The sequence below is a fragment of the Streptomyces sp. ICBB 8177 genome (genome assembly GCF_003144095.1).
Lineage (GTDB): Bacteria > Actinomycetota > Actinomycetes > Streptomycetales > Streptomycetaceae > Streptantibioticus_D.
This window is the reverse complement of the sequence record NZ_NSKH01000018.1, coordinates 2,554,552-2,567,663: the sequence shown is the minus strand read 5'-3', so window position 1 is coordinate 2,567,663 and position 13,112 is coordinate 2,554,552. Positions and strand designations below refer to the sequence as shown.

General features: G+C 73.3%; 15 protein-coding genes. 5 read left to right on the top strand and 10 right to left on the bottom strand.

The genetic code is table 11. The features are described 5' to 3' along the window. Nucleotides 1-6: 6 nt before the first annotated feature. On the bottom strand, nucleotides 7-1,662 hold the full coding sequence (locus CK485_RS20040; protein ID WP_109452470.1) for a DAK2 domain-containing protein: 1,656 nt from the start codon (nucleotides 1,660-1,662) through the stop codon (nucleotides 7-9). Nucleotides 1,663-1,927: 265 nt separating this feature from the next. On the opposite strand from CK485_RS20040, the gene rpmB reads away from it, so the two are divergent. Then, a complete protein-coding gene (gene rpmB / locus CK485_RS20035; protein ID WP_014628431.1) occupies nucleotides 1,928-2,113 on the top strand; it encodes a 50S ribosomal protein L28 in 186 nt (61 codons plus the stop codon). 108 nt (nucleotides 2,114-2,221) lie between these two features. Here rpmB and thiD read toward each other — a convergent pair whose 3' ends face one another. Together thiD and CK485_RS20025 are read right to left on the bottom strand one after the other, a co-directional pair. Continuing rightward, the gene (gene thiD / locus CK485_RS20030) at nucleotides 2,222-3,016 is read right to left on the bottom strand and encodes a bifunctional hydroxymethylpyrimidine kinase/phosphomethylpyrimidine kinase (RefSeq protein ID WP_109452468.1); all 795 of its coding nucleotides are present in this window, start codon (nucleotides 3,014-3,016) and stop codon (nucleotides 2,222-2,224) included. A gap of 152 nt (nucleotides 3,017-3,168) precedes the next feature. Then, on the bottom strand, nucleotides 3,169-4,128 hold the full coding sequence (locus CK485_RS20025) for a thiamine-phosphate kinase (RefSeq protein ID WP_109452466.1): 960 nt from the start codon (nucleotides 4,126-4,128) through the stop codon (nucleotides 3,169-3,171). 221 nt (nucleotides 4,129-4,349) lie between these two features. Between CK485_RS20025 and CK485_RS20020 the strand changes: the two genes are divergently transcribed. Together CK485_RS20020 and CK485_RS20015 are read left to right on the top strand one after the other, a co-directional pair. Beyond that, complete coding sequence (locus tag CK485_RS20020) at nucleotides 4,350-4,583, top strand: Lrp/AsnC ligand binding domain-containing protein (RefSeq protein WP_109452464.1); 234 nt, start codon at nucleotides 4,350-4,352, stop codon at nucleotides 4,581-4,583. A gap of 19 nt (nucleotides 4,584-4,602) precedes the next feature. Beyond that, nucleotides 4,603-5,124: a DUF3515 domain-containing protein gene (locus CK485_RS20015; protein ID WP_241968415.1), complete on the top strand. Its 522-nt coding sequence runs from the start codon at nucleotides 4,603-4,605 to the stop codon at nucleotides 5,122-5,124. A gap of 83 nt (nucleotides 5,125-5,207) precedes the next feature. Here the strand turns inward: CK485_RS20015 and CK485_RS20010 are convergent, their stop codons facing one another. From CK485_RS20010 to CK485_RS20000, 3 genes are all read right to left on the bottom strand, one after another. After that, nucleotides 5,208-6,359 (bottom strand): D-alanine--D-alanine ligase family protein, encoded by a 1,152-nt coding sequence (locus tag CK485_RS20010; RefSeq protein ID WP_109452462.1) that lies wholly within the window; start codon nucleotides 6,357-6,359, stop codon nucleotides 5,208-5,210. A gap of 93 nt (nucleotides 6,360-6,452) precedes the next feature. Then, nucleotides 6,453-7,457, bottom strand: a complete 1,005-nt coding sequence (locus CK485_RS20005) for an NAD(P)H-dependent glycerol-3-phosphate dehydrogenase (protein WP_109452460.1) — start codon at nucleotides 7,455-7,457, stop codon at nucleotides 6,453-6,455. Between the two features lie 59 nt (nucleotides 7,458-7,516). After that, nucleotides 7,517-8,293, bottom strand: coding sequence for a lysophospholipid acyltransferase family protein (locus CK485_RS20000; protein ID WP_109452458.1), 777 nt, complete (start codon nucleotides 8,291-8,293; stop codon nucleotides 7,517-7,519). Nucleotides 8,294-8,483: 190 nt separating this feature from the next. Between CK485_RS20000 and cofC the strand changes: the two genes are divergently transcribed. Together cofC and CK485_RS19990 are read left to right on the top strand one after the other, a co-directional pair. Beyond that, entirely contained in the window at nucleotides 8,484-9,146 is a 663-nt protein-coding gene (cofC, locus tag CK485_RS19995) for a 2-phospho-L-lactate guanylyltransferase (protein WP_241968497.1), read from the top strand. A 211-nt stretch (nucleotides 9,147-9,357) separates the two neighbouring features. Next, a complete protein-coding gene (locus CK485_RS19990) occupies nucleotides 9,358-9,579 on the top strand; it encodes a hypothetical protein (protein WP_109452455.1) in 222 nt (73 codons plus the stop codon). Between the two features lie 168 nt (nucleotides 9,580-9,747). Here CK485_RS19990 and CK485_RS19985 read toward each other — a convergent pair whose 3' ends face one another. The 4 genes from CK485_RS19985 to leuC form a co-directional block, all read right to left on the bottom strand. Beyond that, on the bottom strand, nucleotides 9,748-10,386 hold the full coding sequence (locus tag CK485_RS19985; protein WP_109452453.1) for an HU family DNA-binding protein: 639 nt from the start codon (nucleotides 10,384-10,386) through the stop codon (nucleotides 9,748-9,750). 134 nt (nucleotides 10,387-10,520) lie between these two features. Next, nucleotides 10,521-10,757 carry a hypothetical protein gene (locus CK485_RS19980; RefSeq protein ID WP_109452451.1) on the bottom strand — a complete coding sequence of 79 codons (237 nt, stop codon included), beginning with the start codon at nucleotides 10,755-10,757 and terminating at the stop codon, nucleotides 10,521-10,523. A gap of 166 nt (nucleotides 10,758-10,923) precedes the next feature. Beyond that, the gene (gene leuD / locus CK485_RS19975; protein ID WP_109452449.1) at nucleotides 10,924-11,517 is read right to left on the bottom strand and encodes a 3-isopropylmalate dehydratase small subunit; all 594 of its coding nucleotides are present in this window, start codon (nucleotides 11,515-11,517) and stop codon (nucleotides 10,924-10,926) included. 5 nt (nucleotides 11,518-11,522) lie between these two features. Then, complete coding sequence (leuC, locus tag CK485_RS19970; protein WP_109452447.1) at nucleotides 11,523-12,947, bottom strand: 3-isopropylmalate dehydratase large subunit; 1,425 nt, start codon at nucleotides 12,945-12,947, stop codon at nucleotides 11,523-11,525. Nucleotides 12,948-13,112 lie beyond the last annotated feature (165 nt).

The following is a 13,112-nucleotide window of genomic DNA, read 5'->3' as shown; positions in this document are numbered from 1 at the left end:
CTCGTCCTACTCCACGCCGATGAGCAGCGGGCGGCCGCGCTGGCCGCCCGCGTAGACCACGGTGTCCACGGCGAGGTGGCTCTCGCGGACGTGGGTCTGGAGGCGGTCCGCCAGGTCCGGCGGGGCGCCCTCGCCCAGCACCAGGGTGACCAGTTCGCCGCCCGCCGCGAGCATCCGGTCCAGCACGATCGTGCCGGTCTCCACCAGGTTGCCGCCGATCACCGCCACGTCGCCGTCGATCAGGCCCAGCACGTCGCCGGCCTGGCAGACACCCGCCATGGTCCACGACTCGCGCGCGGCGACCGCCAGTTCCGCGTACCGCGTCGCACCCGCGGCGGCCGTCATCGCGACCACGTCCTCGTCGAAGCGGCGGCTGGGCTGGTGGACGGCGAGCGCGGCCATGCCCTGGACCGCGGAACGCGTCGGGATGAGGGCGACCCGCAGGCCCTCGGCGCGGGCCCGCTGGGCGGCGGCGCCCGCGATGTCGCGCAGCGCGTCGTCGTTGGGCAGCAGCACGACCTCGTCGGCGCCGCCGCGCCGGACCGCCTCCGCGATGTCGCCGCTGGCCAGCGGTTCGTCGGGGCGCACGGCGACGACGGTCGCCCCGGCCTGGAGGCACAGCCCGGCCAGGCCCTCGCCCTCGACGACGGCGACCACCGCGCGGCCGGACGGCTGCGGGCCCGGTTCGGCGGCCGCGTTCTCCCGCAGCCGTCGCGCGTCCCCGAAGTGGGTGACCCGGATGCGGTGCGGGCGGCCCGCCTCGACGCCCGCCTCGACCGCGGCCCCGGCGTCGTCGGTGTGGACGTGGACGTTCCACAGCCCGCCGCCTCCGACCACCACGAGGGAGTCGCCGAGCCGGTCCAGCCGGGCGCGCAGCGCGGCCACCGCGTCGTCGGCGGCCTCCAGCAGGTAGATCACCTCGAAGGCGGGCCCGCCCCGCTCCACGTGCGGGTCGCCCGCGCCCCGCGCCCCGCAGCCGTACGGGACGGGGGGCGCGGTGCGGTGCGCGGCGCGGCCCCCGTCCTGCTCGGCGGCGTCGCCGCGCAGCGTGCGCTCCAGCGCCTCCAAGACGGCGACCAGCCCGCGGCCCCCGGCGTCCACCACCCCGGCCCGCCCCAGCACGCCCAGCTGGCCGGGGGTGAGGGCGAGGGCGTCGCGGGCGCCCGCGTGGGCCGCAGCGGCGACCGGGGCGAGGGCGTCGCCGTCGCAGTCCCGGGCGGCGCGGGCGGCGGCGGTGGCGACGGTCAGCATCGTGCCCTCGACCGGGTGCGCGACGGCCTGGTAGGCGGAGGCGGCGGCCAGACCGAGCGCGGTGCGCAGGCCCTCGGCGTCGGCGCGGTCGGCCAGGGCCTCGCTCATCCCGCGCAGCAGCTGGGCCAGGATCGTCCCGGAGTTGCCGCGGGCGCCGATCAGCGCGCCGTGCGCCATCGCCCGCACCGCCTCGGTCGGCTCCGGCAGGCCGCCGGAGGCGGCGTGGCCGTCGAGCACGGCGTCCACCGACTGCGCGGCGGACTCCATGGTCAGGTAGAGGTTGGTGCCGGTGTCGCCGTCCGCGACCGGGTAGACGTTGATCGCGTCGATCTCCTCGCGGGCCCGGCCCAGCGCCCGCAGCGCGGTGCGGCACCAGTCGCGGACCGCGGCGGCGTCGAGCGTGTGCGGCACCGGGTTCCTCCTGCGGCTCGCTGACCGTGGTCTGCGGGCCCGTAGACCTGTGGACGGAAGATCTGGCCGTGACCTTAGTGCGGCGGGCCCCGGGACCGGCAGCCCGGGGCGGGCGGAGCCGTGACCATGGTAGTTTCGTTGTACGGGAGCAGGCGTTGTATGCTGCTCCGGTTGCCCGGCACCAGTCGGGCCATTCCCCCAGTCCCGGCCTTCGGTCCGGCGTGGGATCTCACCGTACGTGCATCTGAAGTCTTTGGAGTGACCCGTGGCTGCCAACTGCGACGTCTGCGGCAAGGGGCCGGGCTTCGGCAACAACATCTCGCACTCGCACCGCCGTACTCGCCGTCGTTGGAACCCCAACATCCAGACGGTGCGTGCTGTGGTCGGTCGGACGCCGAAGCGCCTCAACGTCTGCACCTCGTGCATCAAGGCCGGCAAGGTCGCGCGCTAGTCGACGCGTTGACGTCCGACACGTCGTCGTAGCGCAGCCTGCGGCTGTTCGAAGGGCCGGTCCGCCCCTGTGGTGGACCGGCCCTTCGTCATGCCCTCAGGACCCGGATCAGCGGTTCCGCCAGCCGTGGTCGACCGGGCCGATGCCCGCGCCCAGCGCGAACCCGCCCGCGATGGCGCCGGTGACGTACGCCTTGGCGCGGCCGACGGCCTCCGGGACCGCGCGGCCCCTGGCGAGTTCCGCGGCGATGGCGCTCGCCAGCGTGCAGCCGGTGCCGTGGGTGTGCCGGTTGTCGTTGCGGGCGGCCCGGAACCAGTGCTCCTCGGCGCCGTCGAAGAGCAGGTCGGCGGCGCTTCCGGTGCCCGGGAGGTGGCCGCCCTTGACCAGCACCCAGCGCGGGCCGTACGCCAGGACCGCCTCGGCCGCCGCACGCATCCCGGACTCCCCGGTCACCCGCACCCCGGTCAGCTGCTCGACCTCGTCGAGGTTGGGGGTGGCCACGGTGGCGGTGGGCAGCAGCAGGGTGCGGACCGAGTCCAGCGCCTCGGCGGCGAGTAGCGTGTCGCCGTGCTTGGAGACGCCGACCGGGTCCACGACCACGGGGACGCCGACGCCGTCGAGCAGCCCGGCGACGGTGCGCACCAGCTCAGGCGAGGACAGCATCCCGGTCTTGACCGCGTCCAGGCCGATGTCGTCGGCGACGGCGCGGAACTGCGCGGTCACCGCCTCGGCGGGCAGCTCCCACACGCCCTGTACGCCCAGCGAGTTCTGCGCGGTCACGGCGGTGAGCACGCTCATGCCGTGCGCCCCGAGGGCCAGCAGGGTCTTCAGGTCGGCCTGGATGCCCGCACCCCCGCCGGAGTCGGATCCGGCGACGGTCAGCACGCGCGGCGGAATGCTCATGCGGGCAACCTAGCCGGTGGCCGGTTGCCGTCCGGTCAACGCCCGCCGAAGATCGGCCCGCGATTTCCCGGCGATTGCCCGGCGATCCGCTGTGAATCCGCCCACGCCCGCTTTTCGCCCGCGCCTGCCGCACCGCGCCGGGCCGTCGCGGCTCAGCCGTGCGTGAAGTGGTCCCAGCCGCCCGCCTCGTCCCAGGGCGCGCCGTCCACCGTCACCCGCGGCGGCCCGGAGGGGGCCGAGACGGCGCCGATGACCCGCCAGCGGGCAGGCAGCTTGGTGTCGGGCGGGAAGGCGGCCACGATCGCGTGGTCCTCTCCCCCGGTCAGCACCCAGTGCAGCGGGTCCACGCCGACCGCCTGGCCGATGTCGTGCATCTGGGCGGGCACGTCTACGTCGGCGGAGCGCAGGTCGATGTGGACGCCGCTGGCCACCGCGATGTGCCCGAGGTCGGCCACCAGGCCGTCGCTGACGTCGGTCATCGCCCTCGCCCCGAGGTCGGCCGCGGCGGGGCCCGCGTGGTACGGCGGCTCCGGCCTGCGGTGCGCCTCGACGAACGCGCGCGGGCTGCGGAATCCCCGGGACAGCACCGCGTACCCGGCGGCCGACCACCCCAGCCAGCCGGTCACCGCGATCACGTCGCCGGGGCGCGCGCCGGAGCGGGTGACCGGTGCGCGTCCGCCCAGGTCGCCCAGCGCGGTGATGGCCACGGTGATGGCCTCGCCGCCCACCACGTCGCCGCCCACCACCGCGGCCCCGGCGACCTGGCACTCGTCGCGGATGCCGTCCATCAGCTCCACCGGCCAGGTGGCCGCGAGACTGGCCGGGACGACCAGGCCGAGCAGCAGCGCGGTCGGCACCGCGCCCATCGCGGCGACGTCGGCGAGGTTCTGCGCCGCCGACTTGCGCCCGACGTCGTACGCGGTGGACCAGTCGCGCCGGAAGTGGCGGCCCTCCAGCAGCACGTCGGTGCTGGCGACCACCCGGCGGTCGGGCGCGGCGACCACGGCCGCGTCGTCGCCCGGCCCCAGCCGGACCGCCTCGGTGGTGGTGAGCCGGGAGGTCAGCTCCCTGATGAGCCCGAACTCCCCCAGCTCGCCCACGGTGCCCTTCATCCGACCCGCTCCTCAGTCAACGCCGGCAACGCAGTCCCCTTCGCCCGGCGGCCCGCTGGGGCCGCACCACGTCCGTCACGATGGTCAAAGCTCGTCAATACGGCGCCCGCCGCGCGCCCCCGGCGCGCCGATCCGACCGCGCGGGTCTCCCCGCACCACGCCGTGACGCGGTACGGTTGCCGTCCCTTCCACATGATCCTCGTAGCCGCCCTGGAGGTTCCGTGGTACAGGCGTACATCCTGATCCAGACCGAGGTCGGCAAGGCCTCGTCGGTTGCGGAGGTGATCTCCAAGCTTCCCGGTGTCATCCAGGCGGAGGACGTGACGGGCCCGTACGACGTGATCGTGCGCGCCCAGGCCGACACGGTGGACGAACTCGGCCACATGGTGGTCGCCAAGGTCCAGCAGGTGGACGGGATCACCCGTACCCTGACCTGTCCGGTGGTCCATCTCTAGCTCCGCCTATGCTCGGCCGGTGAGTTCTTCCACCCTCCGGCCGCTTCCGAGGTCCCGCTCCCTGCGTCTGCTGTCGGCCGCCGCCTGCCTTCTGGCGGCGGCCGCCTGTTCCTCCGGCGGCTCGACGTACGCGGTCGCCGTGCCGAGCCCCTCCCCCGACGTGGCGAAGCTCTGCCGCGCCCTGCACGCCGCCCTGCCCGCCAGGGTCGACGGGCAGTCCCGGCACACGACGCGGCCGGAGTCCGACCTCACCGCCGCCTGGGGCGACCCGTCCATCACCCTGCGCTGCGGCGTCCCGCAGCCCGCGGTGCTCACCCCCGGCACCCCGCACTACGACCCGACCGCGGACGCGGCGCAGATCGACGGCGTGGACTGGCTCCCGCAGAAGCAGTCGGACGGCAGTGTCCGCTGCACCACGACGCTGCGCAAGGCGTACGTCGAGGTGACCATCCCGGAGAAGTACGCGGGCCCCTACGGCGACATGAGCGCGCTCACCGATCTGGCGAACGCGGTCAGCCGCACCGTTCCGACCGGGGTCTGACGCCGGACCGCCCGGGCCCGGCGCCCTTCCCTCGCGCCGGTGCCGGTACGGCGCGCCGTACCGGCCAGCGCAGGCCGTACCGGCTATCGCAGCCCGGTGGAGCGCCGCAGCGCCGCCTGGAGCAGCAGGTCGATCAGCTCCGGGTAACTCACCCCGGTCTCCTGCCACATCCTCGGGTACATCGAGATCGGTGTGAAGCCCGGCATCGTGTTGATCTCGTTGATCACGAACTCGCCCTCGTCGGTGAGGAAGAAGTCCGCGCGTACCAGGCCCTCGCAGGACGCCGCCTCGAACGCCGCCACCGCGAGCCGCCGCACCTCGGCGGTCTCCTCGTCGGTGAGCGGGGCGGGCACGACGCCCTCGGCCGAGTCGATGTACTTGGCCTCGAAGTCGTAGAAGTGGTGGTCGGTGACGGGCGGGATCCAGGCGGGGAGGCTGGCGCGCGGGCCGTCCTCGAACTCCAGCACGCCGCACTCGATCTCGCGCCCGGTCAGCAGCGCCTCGACCAGCACCTTCGGGTCGTGCCTGCGGGCCTCCTCGATCGCCTCGTCGAGGCCGCCGAGGTCGTCGACCTTGGAGATGCCGATGGACGAGCCGGCCCGGGCGGGCTTGACGAACAGCGGCCAGCCGTGGTCCGCGGCGAAGTTCACGACGCGCTCGCGCGCCGCGGCCTGGTCGCGTTCCCACTCACGCGGCCGGATCACCTCGTACGGTCCGACCGGCAGGCCGAAGGAGGTGAAGACGCGCTTCATGTACTCCTTGTCCATGCCGACCGCGGAGGACAGCACGCCGGAGCCGACGTAGGGCACGCCGGACAGCTCCAGCAGGCCCTGCAACGTGCCGTCCTCGCCGTACGGGCCGTGCAGCACGGGGAAGACGACGTCGACGTCGCCGAGCGCCTTGGGCACCGAACCGGGTTCGGCGAGGACGACCTCGCGGCTGTCCGGCGCGACGGGCAGCAGCACCGAGCCCTCCGCCGACTCGGCGATCTGCTCGACGCTGGGCAGGGCCCGGTCGGTGATCGCCATGCGGTCGGCGTCGTCGGCGGTGAGCGCCCAACGGCCGTCCGTGGTGATGCCGATGGGCAGCACGTCGTACCGGGAGCGGTCGATCGCGCGCAGCACCGCGCCCGCGGTGAGCACGGAGATGCCGTGCTCGGAGCTGCGGCCGCCGAAGACGACGGCGACCCGGGGCTTGCGGTGCTCGGGGTTCTGGTCAGTAGGCACGTTGCTCATGTCGCTGAGACCCTACCTGGTGGTTCCCGCGCCATCGCCGACGCATGGCCACGGGTTCGGGGAAAACCGGCCGTGCGGCCCACCGTAGCGCCGTCAGCGGCGTTCGGCCTTGGCGGAGCGCGACATCAGCTCCTTGAGGGCGACCAGCGGCGGCGTGCCCCCGTGCACGATGCCGACGACCGTCTCCGTGATAGGCACCTCCACACCGTGCCTGCGGGCCAGATCCAGCACGGATTCGCAGGACTTGACGCCCTCGGCGGTCTGGTTGGTGACGGCGACGGTCTCCTGGAGCGTCATGCCGCGGCCGAGGTTGATGCCGAAGCGGTGGTTGCGCGACAGCGGCGAGGAGCAGGTGGCGACCAGGTCGCCCATGCCGGCCAGTCCCGCGAAGGTGTGCGCGTCGGCGCCCATCGCCAGGCCCAGCCGGGTGGTCTCGGCGAGCCCGCGGGTGATCAGCGACGCCTTCGCGTTGTCGCCCAGCCCCATGCCGTCCGCGATGCCGACGGCGAGCGCGATGACGTTCTTGACGGCGCCGCCGAGTTCGCACCCCACCACGTCGGTGTTGGTGTACGGGCGGAAGTACGCGGTGTGGCAGGCGGCCTGAAGGCGGCGGGCGACGTCCTCGTCGCGGCAGGCCACGACGGCGGCGGCGGGCTGCCGGGCGGCGATCTCCGGCGAGAGGTTGGGACCGGACAGCACCGCGACGCGTTCGGGCCCGGCCTTGGCGACCTCTTCGATGACCTCGGTCATCCGCTTGGCGGTGCCGAGTTCGATGCCTTTCATCAGGCTGACCAGCACGGCGTCGGAAGGCAGCAGCGGCGCCCACTCGGTGAGGTTGCGGCGCAGCGTCTGCGACGGTACGGCGAGGAAGACGAACTCGGCGCCGCGGGCGGCCCGCGCGGGGTCGGTGGTGGCGGTGACGCCGGCGGGCAGTTCGACGCCCGGCATGTAGTCGGGGTTGGTGCGGGTGGTGTTGATGGCGTCCACCACGGCGGCGCGGCGGCCCCACAGGGTCACCTCGCAGCCGGCGTCCGCCAGGATCATCGCGAACGGCGTCCCCCACGAGCCCGTTCCGTACACCGCGCAGCGCGTCGTCACTTGCTGATCCCTTGCCTTCGCTCCGGTTGTCCCCTGCTGCCCGCGTCCGCGCGCGGGGCCTACTCGGCCGTCTCGTCCGCGTCGTTGACGCCGCTCGCGCCCGTCCCGCCGCCCTTGACCTTCGCCGCCTTCTTGTGACGGCGCGGGTCGAAGCGCTCGGCGGGGGCCTTCTCGCCGCGCAGTTCACCGAGCAGCGCGGAGACGTCGGCCATGATGGCGTCGGTGGCCTGCCTCAGCAGTTCCGCGGTGGGCTCCCGGTCGTAGAAGCGGTCGAGGTCGACCGGCTTGCCCACCAGCACCCTGTGCGTCTTGCGCGGGAAGAGCCGCGGGCGCGTGCTGTACGGCGGCAGCAGTTCGTTGGCGCCCCACTGCGCGATCGGGATGACCGGCGCCTTGGTCAGCAGCGCGACGCGGGCTACGCCGGTCTTGCCGGTCATCGGCCATCCGTCGGGGTCGCGGGTGAGGGTGCCCTCGGGGTAGAAGGCGACGCACTCCCCGTCGTTGACCGCGGCCACGGCGGCGCGGAAGGCCTGGGCGGCGTCGGTGGTGGCCCGGTAGACCGGGATCTGCCCGGTGCCGCGCATGAACCAGCCGACGACCGGCGGCTTGAACAGCGGCGCCTTCGCCAGGAATCGCGGGACGCGACCGGTGTTGTACTGGAAATGCGCGTAGCAGAACGGGTCGAGGTGGGAGTTGTGATTGACGGCCGTGATGAATCCGCCCTCGGCCGGAATGTTCTCCACACCGCGCCAGTCCCGGTTGATCACGGCGATCAGGATGGGCTTCGCGATGACGGCGGCCAAGCGGTAGACGAAGCCGATTCTGCGGCGGGACACCAGGACATCCTCCTCGATTGGCGCTGTCTCGACGCGGCGCCGGGGCGCCCCCGGCAATCGGACAGCCGCACAAGTGTGGCCCCGGCCCAGCGCCCTGTCGAGCAGGACCGGCCCGGCGCGTACCGACACCGTAGCCCCCTGCCGCACGGCGCGGACCAGCGGCTGCGGGCAGAATGAGCCGGTGCGCAGCGTGAGGGTGTGGGATGTCGTGGTGCCGGTCAAGCGGCTGGGCGCGGCCAAGAGCCGGCTCGCGGACACCGCCGGCGAGGCGGTGCGGCCGCGGCTGGCGCTGGCGTTCGCGCTGGACACCGTGTCCGCGGCGCTGGCCTGCCCCGCGGTGCGGGCGGTCGCGGTGGTGACCGACGACCCGCTGGCCGCCCGTGAGCTGGCGGCGCTGGGGGCCCGGGTGGTGCCCGGTGCGCCCGCGGGGCTCAACGCGGCGCTGGCGCACGGCGAGCGTGCGGTGCGCGAGGAGGACCCGTGGGCGCCGGTGGCCGCGCTCAACGCGGACCTGCCCGCGCTGCGCCCCGGTGAACTGGCCCTGGTGCTGGCGGACGCCGCGCGGGAAGGGGCGCCGGGGCACGCGCCTGACGCGCCGCGGGCGTTCCTGGCGGACGCCGCGGGCGTCGGTACCACGCTGCTGGCGGCCGCCCCGGGGGCCGCGCTGGCCCCGGGGTTCGGCGGCGCCTCCCGGGCCCGGCACCGCGCCTCGGGGGCGCGGGAGATCGCGCTGCTCGGGGTGGACTCGGTACGCCGTGACGTGGACACCGGTGAGGATCTGCGGGTCGCCCTGTCGCTGGGGGTCGGGCCGCGCACGGCGGCGGCGGTGGCGGGCCTGCTGATGGCGGAGTGAGGGTGTTCCCCGCGGGGGCCGCGTGTTCGGCGGCGGGGCTCGCGTTCGTGCTTTGCCCGGCGATTTCGCGGGCGTGTTCGGTGAATTCGGCGGTAATGCCCGCGGGGCCTTCTTCGTGATTACCGGCGGCGGTAAATGGGCCCGGTGCGCCGGTCGGGGCCGGGCGCGAGCGGAAGGCGGTCCGGGCCGGCGCGCCGGTAGGCTGCGGGGTATGCAGGCGACTTCGTACACCTACGATCCGGACACGCGCTGCGGCAGCGTGCTGCTGGACGACGGGACCCCGCTGCCGTTCGACGCGGCGGCGTTCGACGCGGGGGGCCTGCGGCTGCTGCGGGTGGGCCAGCGGGTGCGCATCCGCACCGAGGGCGAGGGCGAGGCCCGCCGGGTGGTCTTCGTGACCCTCCAGACCTTCCCGGACCCCGAGCGCGGCTGACGGCCGCCGCGGGACAGGGCGGACGGCGGCGCGCGAAGCGCCCCGGCGGACAGCGCGGGCGGCGGCGGAGAACGCGCCCCGGAACACAGCGCGGGCCGGGCTCCCGGGGGAGTCCGGCCCGTCGCGGTGGGTGGGCGGCCCGCGTCGGCGTACGGCCGCCCGCGGGTGTCACTTGCGCGCGGTGCGCTTCGCGGTGGTCTTGCGGGCGCTGGCTCGCTTGCCGGGGGCCTTCTTGGCGGTGGCCTTCTTCGCCGGCGCGGTCTTCTTGGCGGTCGCCTTCTTCGCCGTGGCCTTCTTGGCCGTGGCCTTCTTGGCGGTCGTCTTCTTGGCGGTGGTCTTCTTCGCCGTGGTCTTCTTGGCGGCGGTGGTCTTCTTCGCCGTCGTCTTCTTCGCGGCGGTGCCGCGCGCCGTGGTCTTCTTGGCGGTGGCCTTCTTCGCCGCGGCCTTGGCGGTGGTGCGGGTGGAAGAACCGCCGCTCAGGCTGCCCTTGGGCGCCTTCTTCACCGAGACCTCGCCGCCGCGCGGGAGCTTCTTGCTGCCGCTGACCAGGTCCTTGAACCCCTGACCTGCCCGGAACCGGGGCACCGAGGTCTTCTTGACCCGCACCCGCTCACCGGTCTGCGGGTTGCGGGCGTAACGGGCGGGCCGGTCCACCTTCTCGAACGAGCCGAAACCGGTGACGGAGACCCGCTCACCAGCGACGACCGCGCGGACGATGGCGTCCAGCACGGCGTCCACCGCGTCCGCGGCCTGCTGCCGCCCGCCGACCTTGTCGGCAATCGCTTCTACGAGCTGCGCCTTGTTCACGTCTTCCCCTTCGGAAACTTTGCTGGAACGAAAAAGTGTGTCCAAGCAGTCGAGCTTTTTCGCACGTTAGGGAGATATATACCGCAAATCAAATACGAAACGGGCGAATCACCCTTGTGCCGCAACGGACTCGGCTACTGGTCAGTTCCCTGGCCGGGGAAGCGGCCCTGGTCGAAGTCCCTCATGAAGCGCTCCAACCGCTCCGCGGCGCCTGCCGCGTCGTGCTTCGCGGCGGCCGTGATGACGAGCAACTTGCGGCTGAGCGCCACCCGTACGTCGTCCGGCAGCTGCGCCGCGCCGACGCGGGCATGCGCCTGTTTGAGACGTGCGGCCACCCTCGCGTACAGGTCGAGTTGGCCGTCACCATCCATGCGCCAATTGTGCCATCTGAGGCGAGTTGTCACCTCCGCAGGGAGCAACTCTAGTCCGCGGGGGTCCCAGCACGCCGAACGCGCCCCCCGCCACGAGGGGCGAGGGGCGCGTTGGGCGATGGCCTGAAGTGGTCGGTGCGAGGCCGCGGATCGGGCCGCGGGAGGCTCAGACCTCCACGGTGCGCGGCTTGTACGAGGGGCGCTTCGCCTCGTACGCGGCGATCTCCTCCTCGTGCCGCAGGGTGAGGCTGATGTCGTCCAGCCCCTCCAGCAGACGCCAGCGGGCGTTGTCGTCCAACTCGAAGGACGCCGTCACCCCTTCCGCGCGCACCTCGCGGGCGACCAGGTCGACCGTGATCTCGGCGGCCGGATCGGCCTCGGTGAGCTTCCACAGTGCCTCGATGACGTCCTGCGGGAGCACGACGGTCAGCAGGCCGTTCTTCAGCGAGTTGCCGCGGAAGATGTCGGCGAACCGCGACGACAGGACGGTGGCGAAGCCGTAGTTCTGCAACGCCCACACCGCGTGCTCGCGGGAGGAGCCGGTGCCGAAGTCGGGGCCCGCGACCAGCACGGTGGCGCCCTGGCGTTCCGGCTGGTTCAGCACGAACTCCGGGTCCTTGCGCCAGGCCTCGAACAACCCGTCCTCGAACCCGTTGCGGGTCACCTTCTTGAGCCAGTGCGCCGGGATGATCTGGTCGGTGTCGACGTTGCCGCGGCGCAGCGGCACCGCCCGGCCGGTGTGGGTGGTGAACGCTTCCATGATGCTCAGGCCTCCACGGGGGTGCGGACGTCGGACAGGTCGGCCGGTGAGGCCAGATGGCCCAGCACCGCGGTGGCGGCGGCGACCTGCGGCGAGACCAGGTGGGTGCGGCCGCCCTTGCCCTGCCGTCCCTCGAAGTTGCGGTTGGAGGTGGACGCCGAGCGCTCGCCGGGGGCGAGTTGGTCGGGGTTCATGCCCAGGCACATCGAGCAACCCGCGTGCCGCCATTCGGCGCCGGCGGCGGTGAACACCTTGTCCAGCCCCTCCTCGACGGCCTGGAGCGCGACCCGTACCGAACCGGGGACCACCAGCATCCGCACCCCGTCGGCGACCTTGCGGCCCTCGACCACGGCGGCGGCGTTGCGCAGGTCCTCGATGCGGCCGTTGGTGCACGAGCCGACGAAGACGGTGTCCACGGCGACCTCGCGCAGCGGGGTACCGGCGGTCAGGCCCATGTACTCCAGGGCCTTCTCCGCGGCCAGGCGCTCGCCGGCGTCGGCGAAGGAGGCCGGGTCCGGCACGGAGGCGGCCAGCGGCGCGCCCTGACCCGGGTTGGTGCCCCAGGTGACGAACGGCGACAGCTCGCTCGCGTCGATGCGCACCTCGTGGTCGAAGACCGCGTCCTCGTCGGTGCGCAGCGTCTTCCAGTACGCGACGGCCGCGTCCCAGTCGGCGCCCTCGGGCGCGTGCGGGCGCCCCTGGAGGTAGGCGAACGTGGTCGCGTCCGGCGCGATCATGCCGGCCCGGGCACCCGCCTCGATGGACATGTTGCAGACGGTCATCCGCGCTTCCATCGACAGCTTCTCGATCGCGGAGCCGCGGTACTCGATGACGTGGCCCTGGCCGCCACCGGTGCCGATCTTCGCGATGATGGCAAGGATCAGGTCCTTGGCGGTGACGCCGTCGGGCAGTTCGCCGTCCACCGTGACGGCCATGGTGCGGAACGGCGCCATGGGCAGCGTCTGGGTGGCCAGCACGTGTTCCACCTGGCTGGTGCCGATACCGAAGGCCAGCGCGCCGAACGCGCCGTGCGTGGAGGTGTGGCTGTCGCCGCAGACCACCGTGGTGCCCGGCTGGGTCAGGCCCAACTGCGGCCCGACGACGTGCACGACGCCCTGCTCGACGTCGCCCAGCGGGTGCAGCCGTACGCCGAACTCCGCGCAGTTCTTGCGCAGCGTCTCCAGCTGGGTGCGCGAGACCGGGTCGGCGATGGGCTTGTCGATGTCGAGGGTCGGGGTGTTGTGGTCCTCGGTGGCGATGGTCAGGTCCGTGCGGCGCACGGTGCGGCCGGACAGGCGGAGCCCGTCGAAGGCCTGCGGGCTGGTCACCTCGTGCAGCAGGTGCAGATCGATGTAGAGCAGATCCGGCTCGCCTTCGGCGCGCCTGACGACGTGGTCGTCCCAGACCTTCTCCGCGAGTGTCCGTCCCATCGCTTTCCCTCCGGCCGGCTTCGTCGCCGGCCAACTCGTCCGAGTACGGCGGCGTCCGGTCCCCGTGGTGTGCGGCCACTCGCGGACGCCGATCCGGCGTTGTCCTCCAGCGTGACGGCTTCTGGAGAAAATTGAACTTGCGTTTCACACTGTGAGACGTAAGTA